Origin of the sequence: Cryobacterium sp. Y11 (assembly GCF_002929535.1) — a bacterium.
Classification (GTDB): Bacteria; Actinomycetota; Actinomycetes; order Actinomycetales; family Microbacteriaceae; genus Cryobacterium.
Genome location: NZ_PJJO01000052.1, coordinates 71,848 through 96,036 on the forward strand (window position 1 = coordinate 71,848; position 24,189 = coordinate 96,036).

The window sequence follows — 24,189 nt, forward strand, 5'->3', positions numbered from 1 at the left end:
GGCTACCTCCGGCTAATTCTGGCCCCCGGTGGAGTCCCTGATGATCAGGCGGCTCGGCAGAATCGGGGGCGCGGAATCGGGGGCGCGGCCCTCGATCAAGGCCACGAGCAGGGAGGCTGCCGCCCGGCCCAGTTTCCGGGCCGGGAGTTCGACGCTGGTCAGACTCGGGTGACTCATCGAAGAAAATGGCAGGTCGTCAAAACCCGCAACGGCGAGTTGTTCTGGCACCCGGATGCCTAAGGAATGAGCTATTTGGAGAACGCCGTACGCGTGGGTGTCGGTCGCACAGACGACGGCGGTGACGCCGGCGGCCTGCCATGCTGGCCACACTTTCGCAAATTCCGCAGCGGCCGACCCGGTGTCGATTGTGCTTTTGCCGTGTGCGGTCTCGGGTTGGCGCATTCCGCATTCCTCTGCCTTGGCCACGAACGCGGTACGTCGCAGCGCGAAGGTTGACGTTCCGGTGACGCTATCGAAGTAGGCGAACGTATGATGGCCGCGCTCGGCAAGATGCGTGGCCAAGCTTTCCGCACCGTGGACGACGTCGAGATTGACGGCAGGAACGATGCCGTGTGCACCGGGTGCGTCGAGCAGCACGATCGGACCATCGATGGTCATGCTCTGCATCAGCTGCGCGCTGGGAGCGTCGACGAGCAGACCGGCCGGGCGAAAGGCAAGCAGCTCCCGAACGCTTTCCGCCCGGGGCATCTGGCCAGAGTCAGTGACGGAGAGGAGCAGCTGGTAGGACGAACCCAAGGCTTCCCGAACGCCGGCGATGAGCCTGGCGAAGAATGAATTGGAGATGTCTGGCGCGACCAGGATGACAAAATTGCTTGATCCCGTGGCCAGCGAGCTGGCGACCCGGTTGACCACATAGTGGAGATCAGTAATGGCTCGCTGAACTCGGATAACGGTTTCCGCTGAAACCCGACCATCAGTTTTACCGCTGGCCACCAGAGACACCGTTGCAACGGACACCCCAGCCCGGCTGGCCACCATGGACGCTGTCGTCCGCGGGAAATAACCGGGCGTCTCGGGGGCTGTGCCGGGGATCGCCATGAACCAACTCTAGCGGCGGCAGGTAATTTTCCTGGCGGAGCCGGATGGTCTCCCGTTCAGCGTGTGAGGCCAGGACGTCAAGCGTTTAACGTATTTTCACGTTAAGCGTTTGACTTGCGCGCTGACGAAGCGCACACTGTGAGGGAGCACGCTGTAGCCGCCATATTCCAGGGGTGGGCAACGTCCCCAATGAAGTGGAGCATCATGCCGAAAAAGATCATTCTGGATTGCGACCCAGGCCACGATGACGCGATTGCCATCCTGTTGGCGCATGGCAGTGCAGAAATCGAGCTGCTGGCGGTCACTACCGTCGTGGGAAACCAGACGCTCGAGAAAGTGACCCACAACGCGCTGGCCGTGGCCCGTATCGCCGGCATCACGGATGTTCCGTTTGCGGCCGGGTGCTCACGCCCGCTCGTGCGGGAGATACAAACAGCTCCAGCCATTCACGGTGAATCCGGACTGGACGGACCGGTCCTGCCAGAACCGACCCTGAGTCTGGATCCGCGGCATGCCGTCGACCTGATTATCGACATCATCATGGCCCACGAACCCGGAACGGTGACCCTCGTACCCACCGCCGGCCTGACCAACATTGCTATGGCCGCCCGCAAGGAACCCCGCATTGTTGAGCGGGTCAAAGAGGTCGTCCTGATGGGCGGCGGGTACCACGTCGGAAACTGGAGCGCCGTGGCCGAATTCAACATCATCATTGACCCCGAGGCCGCGCACATCGTCTTCAACGAGAAATGGCCGGTCGTCATGGTGGGATTGGACCTGACTCACCAGGCGCTCGCCACACTGGCGGTCGCCGGGCAGATTGCTGCCGTCGGCACGGCGCCGGCCCGATTCGTTGGCGAATTGCTCGAGTACTTCGGCGAAAGCTACCGGGATGTGCAGGGATTCGACTTTCCGCCCGTGCACGACCCCTGTGCGGTCGCCTATGTCATCGACCCGAGCATCGTCACGACCCAAAAGGTGCCCGTGGACATTGAACTCAACGGCACCCTTACCCTGGGCATGACCGTCGCCGACTTCCGGTCGCCGGCGCCCGCCGACTGCACGACCTCTGTCGCTGTTGACCTCGATCATGAACGATTCTGGAACCTGATCACCGATGCCTTGGTTCGCATTGGAGACGTCGAATCATGACCGCAACTCACGTTCGCACCGACCGCCAGGCGACGGTCAACACGGCGGCGTTGATAACGGCGCTCCTCGCTGCCTGTATCGCCTTCCAGCTCAACGCGAGCATGCTCAGCCCCGCCCTCGTTACCATCGGCGAAGAACTAGGCGTCGATCAGGCCGCTGTCGGCCTCTCTCAAACCTGGTTCTTTACCGCGGCAGCGTTGTTCTCCCTGGTGTTGCCGCGCCTGAGCGATATCGTCGGCCGGAAGAAGATCCTTTTGGGCATGATGGCCCTGATGGGTATCGGCTCGGTGATCTCAGCCATGGCCCCCGACATCACCTGGCTGTTCGTCGGCCGTATTATTCAGGGCGTCAGCGGACCCACGGTTCCACTCTGTCTCATCATGCTCCGCTCGGCCATCTCCAATCCGCGCAAGTACGGAACGATGATGGGACTTATCGCGGCCGTCAACGGAGGCATCGCCGGAATCGACTCCTTCGCTGGAGGGTACCTCGCCGAGAACTTTGGGTTTCGGAGTATCTTCTGGGTGATGGTCGGCTTCGCGATCGTGGCGCTGCTCTTAGTGCTATTCCTGGCCGTTGAATCTCGACCGGCCGCCGGCACCCGAATGGACTGGCTCGGCGCCTTCTACATCGTCGTGGCCGTCGGCGCGATCCTCACCGCGCTCAACGAAGCCGCAACACTCGCCGGCGCCTTCTCGGTAGATACCCTGTTCTTAGCCATCGGGCTGGCGGTGGTATCGGCCGCAGCATTCGCTGCCTTCTGGTCGGTTGAAAAGAATGGCAAGCAACCGATGGTGCAGATCGTTCACCTTCGGTTAAGGTCTACCTGGGCGCCGTTGCTGACCACGACGCTCGCGATGACCGGAATCTTTGCCGTCATCAACGGCATTGTGCCCGCGTATGTGCAGGCGGCCGCACCCGGATTTGCGATCAATCCCACGCAGATGGCCTTGATTATCCTCACCCCCTACGCCCTGTTCGGCTGGCTGGTAGGCCCGTTGAGCGGCCGGCTAGCGCCCACGCTCGGCTACACGAAAATGCTGCGCATCGGCCTGCTCGGCAGTGCACTAGCGTTGGCCGTCATTGGTTTTGGCGGTTTGAACAGCCTCCCGCTGATGATTCTTGGTGCGGTACTGCTGGGCATCCTCTATGCGGGCGTTGCGAACATCATGCTCAACGGTCTCGGTGTGGTTCTCTCGCCACCAGGAAACCCGGGCTTCCTGCCCGGAATGAACGCCGGTGCCTTCAATCTCGGCGCGGGACTGAGTTTCCTGGTATTGCCGTCAACCCTGGCCGTACTGAGTACATCTGTCGATCTGCACACGTCATACTTTGTCGTCATCGGAGTGGGGTTTGTCTTGACCCTTGCTTCCCTCGGGACGTCCTTTCTCATTCCGAAACCGGTCGACGCAGAGGTCAAGTCCTGATTCGGCGCTCGCCCGGCGGCTGAACATCCGCGGTCGGCCGGGCATCCGTTGGAGCAGTACAGATTCACGGTGCTACGCTCCCGCACGCCCGTCTCGTGCCACAAATACCCCTCGGGATATATCAGTGGTGTCGATTAAATAAGCGGATGCCGCCAGCGCCCTATTCGCAGCCGGTCCCGTCGCCGTCGCGGTCGAGGTGGCGTCCGTAACCCGGATCACCCGTGTGCACCGGGGTTGCACCGGCTTCACGGGCGGCGCTGCAGTTCTGAAAATAGACGTCGCTCGGGGATTCGGTCGCTTTGGGCGCCGGAGCGACGTCGGGTGCGTCGCCGGTGCTCGCGAGCTCGTCGGGACAGTCCGAGAGGATGCGCGTCATGGCATCGTGCTCGGCTGCGGTCACCCAGAGCGCGTAGGTTGCCTTGACCGAGATCTGCCGGGCCACATAGGCGCACCGGTAGCTGGTCAGCGGCGGCAACCAGGTCGCAGTGTCGCCGTCGCCCTTACGCGAGTTGGTCACGCCGTCGACGGCGAGCAGGTTGAGCGGATCATTGGCCAGCGCTACCCGCTGCTCCTGAGACAGCTGCTGCGCGCCGGTCTGCCAGGCGTTCGACAGTGCAATAACGTGGTCGATCTGCACGAGCGAGGAGGTCGCCTGCCCGCGCACGAAGCCGATGGTCACGCCCGTGTACGGCCCGAGTAGGGTGCCGGTCTGCACCTCGCAGTTGCTGTCAATGACGAGCGCGGTCAGGTCGCGAGCCAAAATATCGTTGCGGGTGTCGCATCCGTTCTGATCGACGTCCTGCCAGGCCGAGCCGAAACCGCCCTCACGGTCGTAGCCGGTCTTCGGCGCACGCCCCTTGACCGGAAGCGTCGCCAGCACGGCGCGGGCCGCAGCGTCAGAAGTCGTCGCAGTTGGTGTGGCTGTGGCGGTCGCTGCGGCTGTGGTCGGCGCGGTTGCTGGGGAGGTTGCCGTCGCTATCGGCATGGCGCCGTGCGGGGTCTGTGCCCGGTCCGACGAAACGGATGTCCCCGCGAGCGACGTTCCCACCAGAATCGCCACGAGGGCGCCCACGATTGCCCCAATCACCAGAAACGATCGGGTTGGACGACGCGTGGCCATGGTGCTCCTTCTGGCTGCAGAAGCGCGCCTCCTCGAATATACGCGTGCGACCCGGCCATCTCGAAGCCGGGCAGGGGCTCGGCATCCGTTTCATGAAATGTCCCCCATTCTGGGGGGTCTTGTTTCGAGGGTTGCGCTGGCAGGATATAGAACCCGGCGAGGAGCACTCATGACTCACATACTCTCCACGCGGCGGCGCCCCGCGGCGCCTCCGGAATTGCCCGAAGCGAATCGCACCGGAGCGCCTCGTTCAACAACTGGCCTGGCCTGGCGGCTCGGTCGTGGCCAACGCCGGCCAGAGGCGCCCACGACTACCGATCTTGCGTTGGCGCGAGCGCGCAGCGAGGTGGCCCTCGACACCTACTTGGCGACGCTTCCCAAGCACTGGGCGGCATTCGCTTCGCCCGCCGAGACCGGCGACGGACCGAGTGCCGCGCGGCTTATTGTCGGGCCGGGTGGCATTTTTGCGCTGCACGCGCAGCTCTGCGACGGACGGATCGCCTGGGTCTATCGCGACACCGTGCACGTCGCGGGGCGTCGGGCACCCGACCTCGCCATTGCAGAAGCCGGTGCGCAACATCTCACGACGCTGCTGCGCGGGCGCCTCCCGCTGCGTACCGCGGTGCAACCCGTCGTCGTCGTGTTGGGCGCCCGCGCGCTGTGGGCCGCTGGCCGCACGATGCACAGCGGGGCAGCGCACGCTGCTGGCTCGCCTGTGAGTCGAACTATGGTTGCGGTGCTCGGGGCTGGCGCGCTCGGCGACTGGTTGGCCGCGAGGCCGCAGGTGCTGCGTCCGATCGAACGCATGGAACTGGCCGCAGCCATCGACAACCCGCTGACCTGGGGTGTGCGTCCGTCGATCGTGCTCCGGCCCGGTACCGTGGGGAGCTAGTCGACTATTACGGCAACGGCGCCTTCGGATTGGATCCCCATGCACACTCTCACCCCGCTGCTCGAGCAGGAAAGCGCCCTACAATTCGACTCGTTCGGCCACGACGCAGCGTGGGAGCTGGGCAGCCGGCTGCGGGCGCTCGCCGCCGAGCGGTCGCTACCGGTGGCGATCGTGATCATGCTGGGTGACCAGCGGGTGTTTCATGCCGGCCTGGCCGGAGCATCCGCTGATAATGACGCCTGGATCGAGCGCAAGTTCGCCGTCGTGCGCCGGTATGGGCACTCCTCGCTCGCGGTCGGTGAAGAGTTTCGCAGCCGCGGACTCGACTTCGACCGGGATTCGCGGCTTGACCCTGCGGTGTTCGCGGCGCACGGGGGAGCCTTTCCGCTGCGGGTGCGTGGCTTGGTCGTGGGAATCGTTGGGGTGTCTGGCCTGCCTGAGCTTGACGACCATGCCCTGGTCGTTGAAGCACTGCTGGCGCAGCGAGGCTGAAGCGTCAGCGCTTTTTAGGCCTGTCGCCTCGTGATGAGAGCAGACGGGCGCGCACCGAAAATGCGCCGCCGATTACGAGCGAGACGACGGCCGTCGGCACGATCACATCGACGAATTGATTGCCCGAGAGCAGGTTGGCCACTAGTAACAGCACCGCCAGCCCACTAAAACCGAGGCCCGCGATGGCGCAAACGTTGAAAGTCAGGTGTTTCACGGGGCGGATCCAATCGGTGGGGTGACTTTTAGGCTAGCCGACCTGGCTGGTACGCATTTCAGCGGACGCCCCGCGGAGTTTGAGAATTACTCCAATTTGCTAACCAATGTCGCGCGTTGGCCGATTGTTGCCGCTGAACGGGCACCCGTCGGTGGCAGAATGGTACCGGGCTTAAGCCCGAGGTGAGGCGAGAACGTGATCCACGCAATGCTGGGCAATGGAGTGCACGCCCGCGGCATTGAACCCGGGGCCGGGGTGTCGGCTGCTGTCCCTGTGCTTGCTGTGCTCCCTGTGCTTGCTGTGCTCCCTGAGCGTGCTGTGCTCCCTGTGTCTGCTGTGCTCCCCGAGCCTGCTGTGCGTGCGATTGGCGCTTCCGCCCTCGTGTCGGCGACGGGGCGGTTCGCCGGGCAATCCCTGGTTGAAGAACTGTTGCGTCAGCATGAGGATCACGCGCCGCGCTCTCGGCTCGCTCGCATGCTCGGACTCTCCCCGCTCGACGCCAACGGCCTGGCCTGGTTGCGCGCTGCGCAGTCCGCGATGGTGGTGGGCGACATCCTCGCCCGGCTACCAGAGGGCTACAGTGTTCATCATTCCCTGCCCATTCGTAACACCGCCTTCTGGGTCGACCACCTCGTGGTTGGGCCGGGCGGAATCTTCGCACTCAGCTCCAAAACGCGCTGGGATCGGGACCTGACTGGGTCGGTGCGCACGATTCCGATCGGCAATCATACGATGCCATACCTGCGTGATGCGCGCTTCGAGTCGGCCCAGATCACGGCGTTGCTGGCCGCGGCGTTGCCGGCAACGGCCGCCGTTCAGCCGATGATTGTGCTGGTCAACCCGCACAAGATTCGGCTCAATCGCAAGCCGGACTCGGTGACCGTGATTGATTCGCCGCGGCTGTGCCGCTGGCTCGTCGGGCGTCCGCGGCAGTTCAGCGCCGAGCAGCAGGCGGCTGTGACGGCGATCATCGATGCCCCGGCGACCTGGCGCACTCCGGTTCGAGCGGCCGAGCCGGCCCACCTACACGCCCGCTTCACTGCCCTTGAACAGCAAGTTTCGGCGGCCGGCACGCGGCGTACCACGTTCGCCGTTCTTGCCGCCGCTGCGGTCGCGGGCCTGGCAGCCTTGGCCGTTCTGCCCGCGATCGTCTCCGCGGTCGAGTTCATCGCGGCTCGATAGCTGCTGCCGCTGGTGCTCGCTTGCCGCTGGTGCTCGCGCCGGAGCTGTGCCCCGGGCGTCATGCGCTTCGGTCGCGCCCCGCGAGGCTTTGAGATGGCGTCAGTGGGTTCATGGGGGCCGAAGTTGGCGTCTCGCGGAGGCGCGACGGGTTCATGGGGCAGCGTTGGTTTCTCGCGGGTGAGCGGATGCCACGCGCGGCTAGGCGAGGCGCTCGAGAACCGTGCCCTCGCGCATCCGCTCGACGCGCACGACGTGATCGCGCAGGTCGCGCACGCCGCGCGGGATGGCCAGTTCGGCGACATCCTGCCCCTTGGTCACCGCGTGCGACCGGGTCGGGTGACGGTAGTCGTCAATTGATACGAAGGTGTCGCGTCCGCGCGGCTCGTTGCTGTGGCGCTGCGCGAAACCGGAGTTGATAGCGCTCAGCTCCATCTCGTCTTCGTGGGCGGCGACCATGCTCTTGGTGTTCAACGTGATCACGGTGTGGGCGTCATCCCGATAGGAGCGGGCGTTCAGCAGTTCCTGCAGAAACCGCGGCTGCAAGTGAAAGAACACGCGATCGTTCAGGGCGGCATACCACTCGGCGAGTGTCATATCTTCGAGGGCATCGTCGAGCGACGGCTCATGAATGGCTTTTTGATGACGGATGACCGCGGTGCCGAATTCTGCATGCTCCAGCACGCGCGACTCACCGCGCCGCTTACCTAGAATGGCTGCCTGTGGCGCACCCTGTTTGACTCCCCAGCGCGTAACGAGCGCGGTCGGACTGAGCAGCCCGTGGCGCTCGATGGCTGGCCAACTGCTATCCGCGGCTACGTGGTAGAGCTCGGGGTAGAGACGGATCAGATCGCGGGAGCGCACCATTCGAGCGTACTCGTCGCTCGAGCGGCGCCGAGCCGCCAGATCTGTAGGGGTGTAGACCGATGTGGGTTGCCTCGCGAACGCGCCCATCCCGTCGGTCGAGCTCGCCGAGACCGCCAGAGTCCCAACGCAGGCGGTCTCAGGAACCCGCCCCTGATCGCGCTGACTTCGAGGATTCAGTCAGTGAGATGCACCGTCGCGAGTACCGTGCGCCCGCTCGCCGCTGCGCGCGGGGCCATATCGACGAGTGCGATTTGGGTCAGCAGGAACTCGTCTCCCGAGTGCACGCGTCCGTGCACTTTCACCGTGACGTGCGCCCGAAACTCAGGGCCAGAGAATGCCGGCTCGTTCGGGTCGGTGGCGAGCGGAAGCAGCGTCTCGACCAGCCGGTCGTGTATTCGCGTCAACGCGACGTTGTCCTCGATGACCGTCACGGGAATGTCGTGGCGACGGCCGAACAGCTCGTCCGCCCCGGCAACAACGGTGAGAGCGTCGAACCCGGCCAGCGCGGCGGCGGTGACCCGCGCGATTTCGGTGGGCGCAGCATCCGTTTGAAAGGGTGCGAGCACGGTGATGTGCAGCGGCCACTGGTCGACGGCGAAGCTCGCGCCGGTTTGCAGCGGCGTGAGCGGCAAAACGACAACGAGGCGGGGCATATGCTGAGCTTAGGCCGGGCCGGACTGCTCGGCCTGCCTGTCACAACTGCGGAGATTTTCGCCACGTCGACCGCAAATCCCTGGGCATGTGGGCACCCCTTCCGCAGGTCTGCACGCACCCCGCGAAGTTCCCGGTCGCAGGTCTTCTCAACGGCCTGACGAGTCGGCAATCTCCCGCGACCCGCCGCAAGGTGTAGCCGACCCGAACGCGGAGCGGTACAACTGAATCATGACGAGTTCGCCCGTGATTCTCGGTCCGATGATGCGCTACGTCGACGACGTCTCAGCGAGCATCTGGTGTGAAACACGCGATGCCGGACGGGTGGTGGTGACCGCGGCTGGTCGCTCCTGGGCTGCGCACACCTTCGCCGTGCACGATCACCACTACGCCCTCGTGCACGTCGATGGCCTGCCACCCAACTCGACCCTGCCGTATACGGTGGCGATCGATGGGACGCCGGTGTGGCCAGCGGAGCGCTCGGGCTTTCCGGCTTCGGTCATCGCGACGCTCGGCGACGGGCATCCGGTTCGCTTGTCGTTTGGATCCTGCCGCACCAGCGTTGGGCACGATGAAGGCGGCAACCGCACGCACGGCGTTGACGCTCTGCGTGCCTGCGCTCTGCGCCTGAGCTCGCCCGACAACGAGGTGCAGCGCCCTGACCTGATTCTCTTTCTGGGCGATCAGGTTTATGCCGACCTGACCACCGAGGAGATGCAAAAATTCATCCGGGCCCGGCGTGATATCACTCAGCCGCCAGGCAAGGAACTGGCCGACTACGAAGAATACGCGCACCTGTATAGCCTCGCTTGGTCAGACGCGGCGAATCGCTGGCTACTCTCCACCGTGCCGACCGCGATGATTTTCGACGACCACGACATTCGCGACGACTGGAACACGTCGCAGAGCTGGAAGCGCCAGATGAACGCGACGACGTGGTGGCGGGGCCGAATAGTGGCCGGGTTAGCCTCGTACTGGGTCTATCAACATCTCGGAAACATGTCACCCGCCGAACGAGCTAACGATGAAATCTGGCGCCTGATCGCTGCCCATGACGGCCCGGATGAACTCGACCTGAGCGCCGTGCTCGATGAATTCGCCGAACGTTGTGATCGCGATCCGACCAGCTACCGGTGGAGCTACTGCCGCGACCTGAACGATGTTCGACTGATCGTGGTCGACTCGCGCGCCGCCCGCGAGCTCGATCCCGCGCGGCGCGCATTGATCGACGAGCAAGAAACCGGCTGGCTCAACGAGCGGATGCGAGGCGGCTTTCGCCACCTTCTGATCGGTACCTCCCTGCCATTTCTGCTGCCCCCGGGGCTGCACCACCTGGAATCGTGGGATGAAGCCATTTCCGAAGGAGCCTGGGGAAAACCCGCTGCCTGGGTTGGCGAACGACTTCGTCAGCTGGTCGACCTGGAACATTGGGGCGCCTTTCAGCGCAGCTTTCGCGCGGTGGCGAAGATGGCTACTGAGGTGGCAGACGGCCAACGCGGGACGGCGCCAGCTACGGTGACGTTTTTGTCTGGTGACGTGCACTACTCCACCGTCTCCGAAGTTGAACGAACGTCGGGCAGCCGCATCGTGCAAGCCGTCTGCTCGCCGATCCGCAATCCACTCCCGGTGGCCATGCGATCGTTCTCTGCCGTGATGGCCTACGGGATTGCCACGCGGCTAAGCGCATTCCTCGCCCGCTCAGCCCGGGTTCCCTCGCCGCCGTTTCGTTGGGCTGGCATGAGGGGGCCCTGGTTTGACAACTGTCTGGCGAGCCTGGAGGACACCCCAGCCGGGCTCAGGCTCTGCTGGGAGAAGGGCGTTGTGCAGGGCGGCGATCAGCTGCATCCGCTTGTCGAAAATGTAGCGACAGTCGTCTTGGCGCCCCGGGCACCGTGAGATGGGCGCGTAGGAGTTAGCCCGGCAGCACCGTGACCGTTGCGAGCAACTGGGGCGCGGATTGCTGCGGCCAGATACTGGTGAGGGTGGCGGCATTCTTCGTGTGTGCCGCCGTTGAGGTGCCGTCGAGTACCCGCACGACGGTTATGCGCAGCGCACCTGCCGTTGCGGTCGTGGTGCCCGCCGTCGAGGTGGTTTCGATTGTCGCAGCAAGTTCCGGAACTGGTGTTCCGGGAATGCCGTTGCCGCGCACGGCGGCGGTCGACGCGACCGGAATAAGGTCACCGTCGCGCTGCTCGAATTGGTCGGCCTCGTGCCCGCCGTTCAGGGCCACGGTCGCAACATTCGCCAGATAGATCGGGTCGCCGGTGGCGTCATAGATCCAGCGGTCCCCGAGCACGGAGTGCGACATGGTGCCGACGAGCCAGTCCTCGCCGCCATCGTGCGGTGCGCCGCGATAGGTCAGTGGAATCTGCAGCAGCGGCCCGGTGCCAAATCGCACCAGGAGTGTTTCGATGCCGACCTCACCATCGGGGTCGTCGAAGCGGAACGATGCGACTCGCTCGACGGCGGCCGCCGCGTCGCCGACGAACCACGGCTGCGTCGGTGCCCACGCGGCGATGAGCTCAGATTTGGAGGGCCGCAGAACGGCGTCGTACAGGAGTGCCATGCTCTCGATCGTAGGGGTCCTGGCGTCGTCTACACGCCGATGCTGCACGCGACGGCTTGCCGCAGCGGCGCACGAAGCATCCGAAACGTGACAAGCTCACAAGCGTGGATAGACCTGTCACAGCCAGTGTGACGGACCGATCGCACCCCATCCGCTCTGTTGGAAGGTCTTCATGCGCGCGCACCTGCAATCCGTCAAAGAAACCGTTCTGCTTCGCAACCCTGGTGAGACGGAGTTTCACCAAGCGGTGAACGAGGTCTTCGAGACCCTCGAACCCGTTTCACGCAAACACCCGCAGTTCGCCGAGGCCGCCATTTTGCAGCGATTGTGCGAGCCGGAACGCCAGATTATCTTTCGGGTACCGTGGGTCAACGATGCTAACGAGGTGCAGATCAACCGCGGTTTTCGGGTGGAGTTCAACTCCGCGCTCGGTCCGTACAAGGGCGGACTGCGCTTTCACCCCTCGGTGTACCTCGGCATCATCAAGTTTCTCGGCTTCGAGCAGGTGTTCAAGAATGCGCTGACCGGCATGCCGATCGGCGGCGGCAAGGGCGGCTCCGACTTCGACCCGCACGGCAAGAGCGACGGCGAGGTCATGCGGTTCTGCCAGAGCTTCATGACGGAGCTCTACCGCCACATCGGCGAATACACGGATGTCCCGGCGGGCGATATCGGCGTCGGTGGCCGTGAAATCGGCTATCTGTTCGGGCAGTACAAGCGCATCACTAACCGCTTCGAGTCCGGTGTGCTCACCGGTAAAGGGGTGGGCTGGGGTGGATCGCTGGTGCGTCCGGAGGCGACCGGTTTCGGCGTGGTGCTCTTTGCCCAAGAGATGCTCAAGACCCGCGGGCAGAACCTTGAAGGCCAGCGTGTGGTGGTGTCCGGCGCCGGCAACGTGGCGATCAACGCCATCATGAAGGCTCAGTCTTTCGGCGCCAATGTCGTGACGGCTTCCGACTCGTCGGGTTACGTCGTTGATGAGGCGGGTATTGACGTCGATCTGCTGCGCCAGGTCAAAGACGTCGAGCGCGGGCGCATCTCGGACTACGCCGACCGCCGCGGCTCGGCTCACTTCGTGAAGGGTGGTTCAATCTGGGACGTCGATGCAACTCTCGCGCTCCCGTGCGCGACGCAAAACGAACTCGATACGGATGCTGCGGTCCGGCTCGTCAAGAATGGCCTCCTTGCCGTCGCCGAGGGGGCCAACATGCCGTGCACTCGAGCGGCAACGGCGGTCTTCCACGATGCCGGGGTGCTCTTTGGGCCCGGAAAAGCGGCCAATGCCGGCGGTGTGGCGACGTCTGCCCTGGAGATGCAGCAAAACGCCAGCCGCGACTCCTGGACCTTTGAATACACCGAGCAGCGCCTCACCGAGATCATGGTCGATATTCACGACCGCTGCGCCGAAACCGCCGAGGAGTACGGTATGCCGGGCAACTACGTGGTCGGCGCCAACATCACCGGCTACGTGCGCGTGGCCAACGCGATGCTCGCCCAAGGCCTCATCTAACCGGGCACGCCACGGGGGAGGACCTGAGCAACGGCCTACGGCACGAGCAGAATCTTGCCCACGTGAGCGGATGTTTCCATCCGGCGATGCGCATCCGCTGCGTTCTCAAATGAGAATCGGCTGTCGACTACCGGTCGAAACTCACCCGACGTGATCCACGGCCAGATCGCCGACTCGAGCGACCGCATGATGGCGACCTTTTCGGCCAGGGACCGCGCGCGCAGGGTGGTGCCCCAGTAGCGGGCGCGCTTCTGCATAAGGCGGAACGGGTCGAATGTGGCCGGTTCGCCGCTCTGGTTGGCGAGCACCATGATGCGCCCGTTCACTGCGACGGCCTCGATATTGCGGGCGGCGTATGAGCCGCCCATGATGTCGAGGATCACGTCGGCGCCGTTCCCATCGGTGGCATCCTGGATTTTGGCGACGAAGTCCTGCTCGCGGTAGTTGATGAGAATCTCCGCTCCCAGGCTCGCGCAGGCGGCGAGTTTCTCGGCCGACCCGGCCGTCACGGCCACGTGGGCGTCCATCAGCCGGGCCAGCTGAATGGCAGTCGTACCGATTCCGCTGGCGCCGCCGTGCACGAGCAGGGTCTCGCCGGGCGCGAGTTCGGCGCTCATGAACACGTTCGACCACACCGTGGCCAGGGCTTCGGGCAGAGCGGCTGCGTCAATAAGGTCCATCGACAACGGCACCAGCAGGGCCAGGTCTTCGTGCACAACGGCCTGGGTGGCATACCCGCCGCCGGCGAGCAGCGCACACACCCGATCGCCCAGCCCGAACCGCGTCACGTCCTCACCCACCCCGGTGACCACGCCAGACACCTCAAGCCCCGGCCACTGCGGTGCATCGACCGGCGACGGGTAGCGGCCCTGCCGCTGCATGATGTCCGCGCGGTTCACTCCCGCCGCGGCCACCGCAATACGGATGTCGTGGCTCCCGATCACGAGGCCGGGAACCGCTGTCAGGCTGAGTGCTTCTGGACCGCCGGGAGAATTTACGATAATTGCGCGCATGCCCGCAGCTTACGCTCGGGGTACGACACGGCGGCTCTGGCTGGCACCCGCGCTTCCGTTACGTGTTGACGATTCCCCTGGCGATACTGTGGGCGGCGCGGCGCAGCCACGGGTCGCCGTCGTGCGCCCAACGTTCCAGTGCAGCATCCGCTCGGGCACGATTGGGCCCGTTCAGACCCTGTACCAGGGGGAGCACCACGTCGAGAGTGAGCGGATCGGCGAGTTCTTGCAGTGCTGCTCCGCGTAAAAACCCCTCGATGCGGGTGAGGTCGGTGTTGTCGAGCCGGGTCACGTTCGTTTGCAGGAGCACGATCGCCGCGAGCCGGCGCTCGAACACCGGCACCTTCCACAGTTCGGAGCTCAGCGCGGTCACCTCGTCGTGCGTCATGTTCTTATGCCGGCGGGCCAGGTCGCGGATGGTTCCCCGCACAGCACCCACCGATGCGCCATAAATTTCCAGGTCGCTGCCGATTCGCGCCTCGGTCTCCGCTGCGCGCTCCCAGGTTGCTTCGTTTTGGAGCGTGCGGTCCACGAAGTCGCCGGCATCGCTCATCCGTCTAGTCTGCACCAGCACACGCGAGACGTCAGCCCGACGGTGCTGCGCACGGTGAGCCCGCGGTGGATTGACTCAGACGTAGCTGCGTACTGCCACTGCGGCCAGGGTCTGAAGCGCCGCACGGGCGACGCCGTCCGTCTCGCGCAGGAACGTCGCATCCGCTCGGGGCATAGGGCTGATGACGGTGTCGCCGCGCGTGTCGCTCACCGGGATTCCCACGAGGTGTACGTTTCTGCTCGCGACCCCCTCGGCATCAATCAACCGGCTCGTGATTTGTTCAATATCAACCCCGCCGTCTGCGACGTCGATGCCGGCCCGCGAAATGCGATGATGCGCCCGCAGCACACCGGACGCGCTCAGTCCCGCGATAACCGGATCGTTCGTCACGGTCACATCATGAGAGTGCATCCAGGCGTCGATCAGCACGTGCGCGCGTACTTCTGACCCGTGAACCCGCGGCGATTGCGCCACAAACGCGCCGGCAGACACCCGAAGCGTCGACCCGGGACCGATGAAGTGCACGATACCGGCCTGCGCCAAAGCGAGCAGTTGGGCGCTGCGAAATGCCGGCGGTCCGCTACCCACCATGCCGCCGAACGCCAGAAAATCGCGGTGCGCGCGCCCGGCGAAACTGTCAGCGGTCGTGCCGTCAAACGCGAGCAGTTTCGAAACCGTCTTGCGCGCAGACCCAAACACCCAGAGTGCCGCCTTGAGCTCGCTCGCCACCCCGAGGCCCGACTCGTGCAGGTCGGCGCTCAGGTAATCGGCTACCCAGGTGTCAAACGCCGCGGGGGAGTCGAAGCTGGCGCTCGCCGGGTTCATGGCGACGGCAAGATCGAACCGGTCGGTCGACACGGGCACGAGTGCGGTCAGCCTCCCATCGAGCGTGTCGAGCGTGCCAGCGTCGAGCGCGCTGATCACCACGTCCAGCGGCACCCTAAACGCTTCGGGCCGTAGCTGATGCAGCGTGCGATACCAGGCCTCATGCGCGTCGAGCACGATGCGCGGCCACAAATCGCTGTCAAAATCAATCACAGCGGATGCCCGGAACGCCAGCAACCGGCTCAGCTGCGCTGCAGGCGGCAGCGCGCCATAAAGCGACTTCGCCCGGAACGGTACCCCGCGGCGTGACGTCACGTGCAACACGGGTTCGCGCCCGGAAGGTTCATAACTCAGGCCGTCACTGCCCGGTACAAAACGTCCGCCGCGGCCCTGGGTGAGCAGCATCATCGTGTCGAAGAACCCCATTCCGAGCCCGCGCACAATGACGGATTCCCCAGCCGGCACCGCAGAAAGGTCCTGGTCGATCGGGCTGTCGGGCCCTACCCACACGAACCGATCATCGCCCGTGGTGAGGCGCGCGAGTTCGGCATCGGCCGCCGTGTTCTGCCGCGCCAGCCAGCCGAGCGAGAGAATCACATCGTCCACTGCGAGCGTCTGCCCGGAATCCAGCTGAACGACCGGGCTGCCATCCACCAGTCGAACGCTCGTGGCCCGAGCGTCATGCCGCAGAACGGTCACCTCGGCCGGCAGCGCGCTAAGCGCGTAGGCGAGAACCCAGGTGGAATAGGCGCCGTACAGCACCCGACTGGGGTGACTTTCCGGCCGCACGAGTGCCATCTCGTCGACGAGTTGTGGCCTCTCAAAAAGTACCGGCGGCAGGTCGACGGTGCCAAAGACCGATCGGCGCACCGGCGCAATCTGCTCGACCTCGTCCGAACGCATGCCGCGCAGCGCGTTCACCGCCAACAGGCACCATTCGTACAGGTTCGGTCCGTCCACGACCGGACCGCTCATCGTCACAAACGAGTCAGTGAACAGCGTCACGGCGCCGGCGAGCGTGTTCATGCACAGGTCAAGGGTCTGGTCGGTGCGCCAGATGCGCCCCGCGCCGAGCTCGGCGTCGTCGACGAGGTGCAGCACCCACGGTTCTCCGGGCGAAAGCAGGGCGGTATTGGCGGCCAATCGTTCGACGATTGACACGCCGCGTGGACCAACACCGACGAGGCACAACGAAGCGGGGCGAGAAAAAGGCATAGTAGATGTCTACCTCTTTCCTGGACCCGACGCACATTCACGGTGGCTCTCGAGCTGCGTGTGACGCCACAAGTCGTTCCGGCTCGGGTGGCCAGTGGACGCGTCTAGCGTGGGTATCGGAAGGCTGAAATTTACCGCCGACCGTCTGACTGGAGTACCCATGACCATTCCTGACGTGCTCGACCGGGCACTCGATATCAGTATTGGCGACCGCCTCGACCTCGTTCGCCGCGGTCGGCCCGCTACCCGCAGCAATGTTCAGCTCAGCTATCAGAGCATTTTCGAACCCGCGTTCACCGGCGCCCTGTCGGTGCCGGAACGTTTCGCGGTAGCCGTCGTCGTCGTGCGGCTGCACGGTGACACCCCTCTCACCGCGCACTACGAGCAGCAATTCGCCGAAGCAGAGTCCCGCGCCGAGATTATTCAGACGCTTCACGACGTAAGTGACTACGGCCGCACGAGCGGTCCGTTCGGCCAGTTTCGGGAGCCGGCACTGGCTCCCGAATCGACCGACGGCCCTCGCCTCGAGATCCGAAGCGGAGACCGGCAGGTGCTCGGCGACGAGCTGAGCGCCCTGCTCGAATACGCCCACCTTCTGGTCTTTCGTCCGCGGGAGAGTGCCCCCGCCGAACTGCAGAAACTGGTGGATGTCGGGTGGACCACCGGTGAGATCGTTGCCGTCGCTCAACTCGTCGCGTTTCTCAGCTTTCAGATTCGCGTGGCCGTTGGCCTCACTGTGCTCCGTTCCACCTGGAAGGACTGATAATGACGCCCCACACGGCCGACCTCGTCACCAGCTACCCCGATCTGCACCGCCCAGACGGGTTCACCCAGAACGGTCTCGGTTGGGTGCCCTGGCTCGAACCGCTTTCGCCTGCTGAATTCGAGGAGCGCCACTGGAACGGACTCGTCGATCGAGCCCGCGCCCAGATGCCCTACTTCGCCCTGCTCGCCCACGAACCAGAGATTCTCGCCGCCCGTACCCTCACCGACTTCGACATCTTCGGCAACGCCGACGGCGGTCTACCGCTGGCGGAACGCGAACTCGCCGCAGCGACCGTTTCACGGGTGAACGGATGCGTGTTCTGCGCCTCCGTTCACTCGCGCAACGCCACGAGACTCTCCGGTCGCGGCGACGACGTGCAGGCGCTGCTCGATGAGGGCGTCACGGTCAGGACCGATGCCCGCTGGGACGCCCTGATTGAGGCCGCGCGAGCACTCACCGTCACCCCGAACGAGTTCGGTCCCGCCCATATCGCCCGGCTCACCGAGTTGGGCCTGACCGATGTCGAGATTGCCGACGCCATCGCCGGCGCAGCGTTTTTCAACTGGGCCAACCGCTTGATGCTCTCCCTCGGCGAGCCAGAGGTGCCGGCGCCACGCCAACGCGCCACCCCGTAACTCCACCCCCGCATACCACCTCACGGAAGCGATCCCGCATGTCCATTTCAGATTCAGTCACCGGTCGCCCTGGCCGCACCCTCGTTATCGCCGCATCCCTTGCGGCCGTACTCGTGCTCACCGCCTGCTCATCCGGCGGGCAGTCGGCGGCCACCGGTTCCGGCGAACGCACCGACGGCGGCACGCTCGTCTACCTCGAACCCGATGCCTTCACCAGCCTCTATCCGCCGGCCGCCGGCTTCTATCCCAACGGCGGTGTCGTGAACAACATCACCGACCGGCTCGTCTACCAAGATACCGAAACGCTCGAGTTCGAGCCGTGGATCGCCACGGACTGGGTCGTCAACGACGATGCGACACAGTTCACCTTCAACCTGCGTGGAGACGTCACCTTCTCCGACGGTTCCGCACTCAATGCATCCGTCGTTGCCGCGAACTTCGACCTGTTCGGCCAGGGTGACCCCGACCGCAGCCTCGCGATCTCCGAGGCCGTGAACAACTATGACCATAGCGAGGTCGTCGACGATGACACCGTCATCTTCCACTTCAGTGCCTCTTCGCCCGGGTTTCTGCAGGCGACATCCACGATCACGTCCGGTCTCATCTCGGCCGACACACTCACGAAAGACCTCGACGGTTTCGGCGCCGGCTCGGCGACCGAGATCATCGGCTCTGGCCCGTTCGTCGTCACCGACGAACAGCTCGGGGCGCAGCTGACCATCACTGCCCGCGACGACTACGACTGGGCGCCGGCCAGCTTCGCCCATCAGGGCCGCCCTTCGATTGACGCCGTGCAATTCATCGTCACGCCTGAGAACAGCGTGCGCGTTGGATCGCTGATCTCCGGCCAGGGTGACGTCGCCCGTAAGGTCGAAGCGCAGGACGAGGCGCAGGTTACCGGCGCCGGATACACCCTCGCTGCGGCGCAGACCAACGGCGTCAACAACAGCCTCAACCTGCGTTTCCGGGAGCCGGCGCTGCAAGACATCCGCGTGCGCCAGGCCATTATTGCTGCCGTCGATCGCAACACGATTGTGCAGGCGTTGTTCTCCGATAACTACCCGGTCGCCACGTCGATCCTCTCGCAGAGCGCGCTCGGCTACGTCGATACCACGGAGTACTTCGAGTACGACCCCGAGAAAGCGGCTGCGCTGCTCGATGACGCCGGGTTTGCCGAGGGAACCGACGGCATCCGCTCGAAAGACGGTCTGCGGCTGTCAATCACAGCATCTGAGGCTGGCCCGCAGCCGCGGTCCTTCGACGTGCTCACCCTGGTCGCGCAGCAGCTCGCCGAGGTTGGCATCGAGTTGAAGATTCTACGAGCGGATGCCGGCAACTTTGCCGCAGCGGTGCTCGATGGCTCGCAGGTTCAGGTGTTCCAGTCCATGGTCGGTCGCGCCGATTTTGACGTGATCAAGAGTCAGTTTTTCTCCACGAACCGCAACGTGACGCTCAACCTGAATAAAACGGATGCCTCCATCGGCGACCAGAAACTCGATGAGATTTTGCAGGCGGTCGCCTCCGAGCCCAATGCCGAAGCCCGCATTATCAACACGCAGGCCGCGCAAATCTACCTGGCTCAGCAGGCGTACGTGGTGCCGTTGTTCGAGGAACCACAGGTCTACGGCATCGCGCCGTACGTGCACGACCTCAGCTACGAGGCCGTCGCCCGCCCGGGCTTCTCGCAGGTGTGGCTCGACAAGTAGCACGCACCCACCCGGCATAATCCCACCCCGTCAAGGAGCGTTTCGTGTCATACATTCTGGGCCGGATTGGTCAGGCCGTCATCGTGCTGGCCATCGCGTTCACGGCGGCATTCGTGCTGCTACAGGCGCTGCCGGGGGATGCCCTGCTGATCAAGTTTGAAAGCCCCGAGTCGGGTCTCAGCCCCGATCAGATCGCCCTGCTGCGCGATTCGCTCGGTGCCAACATACCGATCTGGCAGCAGTTTTTCGACACCCTCGGCGGATTTCTGGTCGGGGACTTCGGGTACTCCGTGCAGTCGGGCACGCCGGTGAGTGTGATCATCGCGTCGGCGCTGCCCAACACCCTGGTGCTGGCCACGAGCGCGTTCGTCGTGGCGATCGTGCTCGCGGTCGCCCTGGCCGTTCTGGCCCAGCTGTCGTGGTTGCCGTGGCTGCGCACCATGCTGCGGTCACTGCCATCGTTGTTCATCTCGGTACCGGTTTTCTGGCTCGGTATCGTACTGATTCAGGTATTCTCCTTTCGTCTCGGCTGGCTACCGGTCATCAACCCCGGCCCGATCGAGGGACTGATCATGCCCGTCGCCGCTCTTGCTCTGCCCATCGCCGCCCCGATGGCGCAGGTGCTGATTCGATCGATCGACGACGTTCTCACGCAGCCCTTCATCGCCGTGGTGCGGTCGAAGGGCGCGAGTGAGTGGTGGATCCTGAGCCGCAACGTGGCCCGCAACGCGGTGCTACCAGCGCTGACGATCGCCGGACTGTTGCTGGGTGAACTGATCAGCGGCGCTGTCATCACCGAGACGGTGTTCGGTCGTGCCGGCATCGGTCGGGCGACAGAGCAGGCCGTCACCAACCAGGACGCCCCCGTGCTGCAGGCCATCGTCGTGATCTCCGCCGCGATCTTTGTGCTGGTCAATCTGCTCGTCGATCTGCTTTATCCCCTTCTTGATCCGCGGCTGAAGACGATCGCGACGGTCAACGCATGAGCGACACGACCCGCACCAGCGAGCCCAGCACCCGGCGTTCCTCGGTGCGCCGGGCCGGTCGGGCCCGGCCGATCCTGCTCGTCGCCGCCGCCGTCTACCTCGCGCTCATGGTGGCCTGGGCCGTGCTGCCCGGCCTCTTTGCCCACGGTGACCCCATCGTGGGTGTTGCCACCGACGGACTGCAGGCGCCGAGCGCCGCACACTGGTTTGGAACGGATGCCACCGGTCGTGACATGTACACCCGGGTCGTTTTCGGGTCGGTACACACCCTGGTGACCGCGCTCATCGCAGTACTTTTCGGGCTTGTCTTCGGTACCGGCATCGGCCTGGTGGCCGGATCGGTGCGCGGCGTGGTGGATGCCGTGTTGATGCGGCTGGTCGACGTACTGTTGGCCGTGCCGAGTCTGCTGCTCTCGCTCAGCATCATCATCGTGCTCGGCTTTGGTACCACGCAGGTCGCGATTGCTGTCGGCATTACGAGCGTTGCCGCCTTTGCCCGTTTGGCTCGCGCCGAGGTGATGCGGGTACGGGCAATGGACTACGTCGAGGCCGCGTTCGCGAGCGGCGGTTCCTTCGTCAGTGTGCTGCTGCGGCACGTGCTGCCGAACTCGCTCACCCCTGTCATCGCGCTGGCGGCGCTGCAGTTCGGCACGGCGATTCTCTCCATCGCCGCTCTCGGATTTCTCGGCTACGGCGCCCCGCCGCCAACGCCCGAGTGGGGCCTGATGATTGCCGAGGGTCGCAACTACATCGCGACCAGCTGGTGGCTGACCACCATCCCCGGTGTTGTCGTTGTTCTGACCGTGCTCGCCGCCAACCGCATCTCCACCGCCATCTCCGAGAGGAACCGCGCATGATCCAGAAGCAGCTGGCCGGGTGGAACGCCTCCGCCCCCGTCGTCGAGGTCGACGGCCTGTCGATCGCCTACAGCGGGCGCACCGGTGACACGGCGGTCCTGCACGACGTTTCCTTCAGCCTGGGCCGCGGAGACACCCTCACGCTCGTCGGCGAGTCGGGTTCGGGCAAGACGACGACGGCGCAGGCGCTGATCGGACTGCTGGCGGCCAATGGGCGAATCACGCACGGCAGCATCCGTTTGGGCGGTCTGGATGTGACCGAATGGTCGTCGAAGCAGTGGCTGCGGCTGCGGGGCTCGCACATCGGTCTCGTGCCGCAAGACCCGCACAACTCTCTGAACCCGGTGCGGCGCATCGGTGACAGCCTGGCGGAGGTCATGAACCTGCACCGCTTCGGCAACGCGCCAGCGACCCGGCGGCGAGTCATCGAACTGCTGGAGCGGGTGCAGATCTCGGAGCCGGAGCTTCGGGTGAAGCAGTATCCACACGAGCTGTCGGGCGGCATGAAACAAAGGGTGCTGATCGCCAGTGCGATTGCCATGCGTCCGGCACTGATCATCGCCGACGAGCCCACCAGCGCCCTCGATGTGACGGTGCAGAAAACCATCCTGGATCTGCTCGACGAACTGCGTGCAGAGAGTGGGACATCCGTTCTGCTCGTCACCCACGATCTGGCCGTCGCGGCGGACCGAGCCACCCACGTCATCGTGTTGAAGGATGGCCGGGTGCAGGAACAGGGGCCAAGCGCGGCGGTGCTGTGGCACCCGCAAGCGCAATACACGCGCGCACTTCTGGCCGATGCACCCGCGCTGAGCGCCGCGGTGCGCACGAGTGACGACGTGCGGGCGCAGCTCGCCCTATCGCAGCACGCCGAGCCGGTGGTCGTGGTGAATGATCTGGTGCAGGTGTTCTCCCGGGGGCGCACGTTACCGGGGTTGCGGGCGGTGGATTCAGTCTCGTTTGAGGTGCGCCGCGGCATGACCCACGCGCTCGTGGGCGAGTCCGGCTCGGGCAAATCAACGATCGCGCGGGCCGTCATGGGGTTTCAGAAACCAACGTCGGGCGGCATCCTAGTCGACGGCGTCGACATGACGAGCGTGTCGGGACAGCAGCTGCGGCAAGCCCGGCGGCGCCTGCAGATGGTGTACCAGAACCCGTTCGGCAGTCTGGATCCGCGGCAGAGTGTGCAGCAGATTCTGGTCGAGCCGATGAGCAATTACCGTATCGGGTCCGCGCGCGAACGCCAGCAACGCATGCTCGCAGCCCTCGATCGGGTCAGCCTACCCGCAACGATGGCGGCCAAGCGCCCGCACGAAATGTCGGGCGGGCAGCGACAGCGGGTTGCAATTGCGCGGGCGCTCGTGCTCGAGCCGACCGTGCTCGTGCTCGACGAGGCGGTATCGGCGCTCGACGTGACCGTGCAGGCGAGCATTCTCGAGCTGTTGTCCGAGGTGCAGCGGGAGCTGGGTACGGCGTACCTCTTTATCTCCCACGATCTGGCCGTGGTTCGGCAGGTGGCGCAGACCATGACCGTGCTCAGCCACGGCGTCGCCGTCGAGTCCGGCATTACCGAAGACGTTTTCGCCTCGCCCCAGCACCCGTACACGGTGACGTTGCTCGACGCGATCCCCGGGCGCCGGGCACAGTCTCGCGCGCTCTAAGCTCGAGTGCTGCGCGCTGCGCGAATAATCAGCACAATCAGCGCAACGAGGGCTGCGGCGCTGACCAGGTAGAGCGCCATGCCCCAGGGGGCGTGGTCCCCACCCGAAATCATGAATGTATCCGCGAGCGACATGCCGGGCGCGAAGGCAACAAAAATGTGCCCGGGCGCTGCGAACACCAGCAGCACGAGGTAAGCCGCGACCGGGCTGGTGTGTCGACGGGTCGCGACCAGCAAGACCACGGCGGCCAGGGCTATTCCGATCGCACCCCAAATGAGAACTAAGTCAGCGGTGAGTGACTCATCTACGCGGGCCATATCCGCTCGAATTTGCCCGAGCGTCGCGCCAGGCACCGCGGCCAGCGGATTCCACACCAGTATCTGCAGCACCCCGACGATTGCGTACCCGGCCACGACCGCGAAGCCCACTAATACCGCCGTGACAGCGCGGCGCGATGGTCGTGTTTCGGTTTTCCCCATCTCGCCAGCGTACCGACCATCCGCACGCAGTTCGAAACGGATGCCGTCGGCCGGGTCAGAGTTGTCACCATCTTGAGACGGGCGTTCCGATGTCAACGCATTCTCACGGCACAGTTGAAGACCATAGCAAGGGATCCGAAGGGCTCCGTAGGCCACCTCATGGCCCTGCGTGCGGGCACACAGACCCGGCGCGATCTCGAGGATGGCCAGTTTTCACGTGCGGCAAGCCTTCGCCCGTGGCGTGGCGTGGCGTGACCTGAACCGGGATCGCATCGGCTCTCGGCGATACGCGCCAGGTCACGTATCGCCGGTTCCTCGGTAGCGCCGCTGGTGATGCCCAGCCCGCGAGACCGCAGTAAAAACG

The 24,189-nt window shown here is 64.8% G+C and carries 23 protein-coding genes; 13 read left to right on the forward strand and 10 right to left on the reverse strand.

Annotation, left to right across the window (positions count from 1 at the left end; genetic code table 11):
* Positions 1 to 12: 12 nt before the first annotated feature.
* Positions 13 to 1,059 (reverse strand): LacI family DNA-binding transcriptional regulator, encoded by a 1,047-nt coding sequence (locus CXY75_RS06140; RefSeq protein ID WP_233201767.1) that lies wholly within the window; start codon positions 1,057 to 1,059, stop codon positions 13 to 15.
* A 204-nt stretch (positions 1,060 to 1,263) separates the two neighbouring features.
* On the opposite strand from CXY75_RS06140, the gene CXY75_RS06145 reads away from it, so the two are divergent.
* Together CXY75_RS06145 and CXY75_RS06150 are read left to right on the forward strand one after the other, a co-directional pair.
* Complete coding sequence (locus CXY75_RS06145) at positions 1,264 to 2,211, forward strand: nucleoside hydrolase (protein WP_104081950.1); 948 nt, start codon at positions 1,264 to 1,266, stop codon at positions 2,209 to 2,211.
* On the forward strand, positions 2,208 to 3,638 hold the full coding sequence (locus CXY75_RS06150) for an MFS transporter (protein WP_104081951.1): 1,431 nt from the start codon (positions 2,208 to 2,210) through the stop codon (positions 3,636 to 3,638). The genes CXY75_RS06145 and CXY75_RS06150 overlap by 4 nt, the downstream gene beginning before the upstream one ends.
* 160 nt (positions 3,639 to 3,798) lie before the next feature.
* Here CXY75_RS06150 and CXY75_RS06155 read toward each other — a convergent pair whose 3' ends face one another.
* A complete protein-coding gene (locus CXY75_RS06155) occupies positions 3,799 to 4,758 on the reverse strand; it encodes a DUF1524 domain-containing protein (protein WP_104081952.1) in 960 nt (319 codons plus the stop codon).
* Between the two features lie 169 nt (positions 4,759 to 4,927).
* On the opposite strand from CXY75_RS06155, the gene CXY75_RS06160 reads away from it, so the two are divergent.
* Positions 4,928 to 5,650, forward strand: a complete 723-nt coding sequence (locus tag CXY75_RS06160) for a hypothetical protein (protein WP_146069382.1) — start codon at positions 4,928 to 4,930, stop codon at positions 5,648 to 5,650.
* Positions 5,651 to 5,689: 39 nt separating this feature from the next.
* Positions 5,690 to 6,142, forward strand: a complete 453-nt coding sequence (locus tag CXY75_RS06165) for a heme-degrading domain-containing protein (protein WP_104081954.1) — start codon at positions 5,690 to 5,692, stop codon at positions 6,140 to 6,142.
* 4 nt (positions 6,143 to 6,146) lie between these two features.
* Here the strand turns inward: CXY75_RS06165 and CXY75_RS06170 are convergent, their stop codons facing one another.
* Positions 6,147 to 6,356, reverse strand: coding sequence for a hypothetical protein (locus tag CXY75_RS06170; protein ID WP_104081955.1), 210 nt, complete (start codon positions 6,354 to 6,356; stop codon positions 6,147 to 6,149).
* Between the two features lie 195 nt (positions 6,357 to 6,551).
* Here CXY75_RS06170 and CXY75_RS06175 point away from each other — a divergent pair, with 195 nt between their 5' ends.
* Positions 6,552 to 7,538, forward strand: a complete 987-nt coding sequence (locus tag CXY75_RS06175) for a nuclease-related domain-containing protein (protein ID WP_146069383.1) — start codon at positions 6,552 to 6,554, stop codon at positions 7,536 to 7,538.
* A gap of 198 nt (positions 7,539 to 7,736) precedes the next feature.
* Here the strand turns inward: CXY75_RS06175 and CXY75_RS06180 are convergent, their stop codons facing one another.
* Positions 7,737 to 8,489 (reverse strand): hypothetical protein, encoded by a 753-nt coding sequence (locus CXY75_RS06180; protein WP_146069384.1) that lies wholly within the window; start codon positions 8,487 to 8,489, stop codon positions 7,737 to 7,739.
* Between the two features lie 86 nt (positions 8,490 to 8,575).
* Complete coding sequence (locus CXY75_RS06185; RefSeq protein WP_104081958.1) at positions 8,576 to 9,055, reverse strand: 2'-5' RNA ligase family protein; 480 nt, start codon at positions 9,053 to 9,055, stop codon at positions 8,576 to 8,578.
* Between the two features lie 229 nt (positions 9,056 to 9,284).
* Here CXY75_RS06185 and CXY75_RS06190 point away from each other — a divergent pair, with 229 nt between their 5' ends.
* On the forward strand, positions 9,285 to 10,949 hold the full coding sequence (locus tag CXY75_RS06190; RefSeq protein ID WP_104081959.1) for an alkaline phosphatase D family protein: 1,665 nt from the start codon (positions 9,285 to 9,287) through the stop codon (positions 10,947 to 10,949).
* Positions 10,950 to 10,965: 16 nt separating this feature from the next.
* On the opposite strand, the gene CXY75_RS06195 is transcribed toward CXY75_RS06190, so the two are convergent.
* A complete protein-coding gene (locus CXY75_RS06195) occupies positions 10,966 to 11,619 on the reverse strand; it encodes a hypothetical protein (protein WP_104081960.1) in 654 nt (217 codons plus the stop codon).
* Between the two features lie 172 nt (positions 11,620 to 11,791).
* Here CXY75_RS06195 and gdhA point away from each other — a divergent pair, with 172 nt between their 5' ends.
* Positions 11,792 to 13,129 (forward strand): NADP-specific glutamate dehydrogenase, encoded by a 1,338-nt coding sequence (gdhA, locus tag CXY75_RS06200; protein ID WP_104081961.1) that lies wholly within the window; start codon positions 11,792 to 11,794, stop codon positions 13,127 to 13,129.
* A gap of 35 nt (positions 13,130 to 13,164) precedes the next feature.
* Here gdhA and CXY75_RS06205 read toward each other — a convergent pair whose 3' ends face one another.
* The 3 genes from CXY75_RS06205 to CXY75_RS06215 all read right to left on the reverse strand — a co-directional run bounded on the left by CXY75_RS06205 (position 13,165) and on the right by CXY75_RS06215 (position 16,735).
* Positions 13,165 to 14,142: an NAD(P)H-quinone oxidoreductase gene (locus tag CXY75_RS06205; protein WP_104081962.1), complete on the reverse strand. Its 978-nt coding sequence runs from the start codon at positions 14,140 to 14,142 to the stop codon at positions 13,165 to 13,167.
* Positions 14,143 to 14,200: 58 nt separating this feature from the next.
* Entirely contained in the window at positions 14,201 to 14,695 is a 495-nt protein-coding gene (locus CXY75_RS06210; RefSeq protein WP_104081963.1) for a DNA alkylation repair protein, read from the reverse strand.
* A gap of 75 nt (positions 14,696 to 14,770) precedes the next feature.
* On the reverse strand, positions 14,771 to 16,735 hold the full coding sequence (locus tag CXY75_RS06215) for an FAD/NAD(P)-binding domain-containing protein (protein ID WP_104081964.1): 1,965 nt from the start codon (positions 16,733 to 16,735) through the stop codon (positions 14,771 to 14,773).
* A 160-nt stretch (positions 16,736 to 16,895) separates the two neighbouring features.
* On the opposite strand from CXY75_RS06215, the gene CXY75_RS06220 reads away from it, so the two are divergent.
* The 6 genes from CXY75_RS06220 to CXY75_RS06245 are packed head-to-tail and all read left to right on the forward strand — an operon-like array spanning position 16,896 to position 23,346.
* Entirely contained in the window at positions 16,896 to 17,498 is a 603-nt protein-coding gene (locus CXY75_RS06220; protein ID WP_104081965.1) for a CMD domain protein, read from the forward strand.
* A gap of 2 nt (positions 17,499 to 17,500) precedes the next feature.
* Positions 17,501 to 18,136, forward strand: coding sequence for an alkylhydroperoxidase domain protein (locus tag CXY75_RS06225; protein WP_104081966.1), 636 nt, complete (start codon positions 17,501 to 17,503; stop codon positions 18,134 to 18,136).
* 38 nt (positions 18,137 to 18,174) lie between these two features.
* Positions 18,175 to 19,842 carry a TIGR04028 family ABC transporter substrate-binding protein gene (locus CXY75_RS06230; RefSeq protein WP_104081967.1) on the forward strand — a complete coding sequence of 556 codons (1,668 nt, stop codon included), beginning with the start codon at positions 18,175 to 18,177 and terminating at the stop codon, positions 19,840 to 19,842.
* A gap of 44 nt (positions 19,843 to 19,886) precedes the next feature.
* Entirely contained in the window at positions 19,887 to 20,828 is a 942-nt protein-coding gene (locus tag CXY75_RS06235) for an ABC transporter permease (protein ID WP_104081968.1), read from the forward strand.
* Positions 20,825 to 21,685 carry an ABC transporter permease gene (locus CXY75_RS06240; RefSeq protein WP_104081969.1) on the forward strand — a complete coding sequence of 287 codons (861 nt, stop codon included), beginning with the start codon at positions 20,825 to 20,827 and terminating at the stop codon, positions 21,683 to 21,685. Before CXY75_RS06235 ends, CXY75_RS06240 begins: the two co-directional genes overlap by 4 nt.
* Complete coding sequence (locus CXY75_RS06245; RefSeq protein ID WP_104081970.1) at positions 21,682 to 23,346, forward strand: ABC transporter ATP-binding protein; 1,665 nt, start codon at positions 21,682 to 21,684, stop codon at positions 23,344 to 23,346. Before CXY75_RS06240 ends, CXY75_RS06245 begins: the two co-directional genes overlap by 4 nt.
* Here the strand turns inward: CXY75_RS06245 and CXY75_RS06250 are convergent.
* A complete protein-coding gene (locus CXY75_RS06250) occupies positions 23,343 to 23,825 on the reverse strand; it encodes a hypothetical protein (protein ID WP_233201768.1) in 483 nt (160 codons plus the stop codon). The two genes, CXY75_RS06245 and CXY75_RS06250, sit on opposite strands and share 4 nt — an antisense overlap.
* Between the last annotated feature and the right edge of the window lie 364 nt (positions 23,826 to 24,189).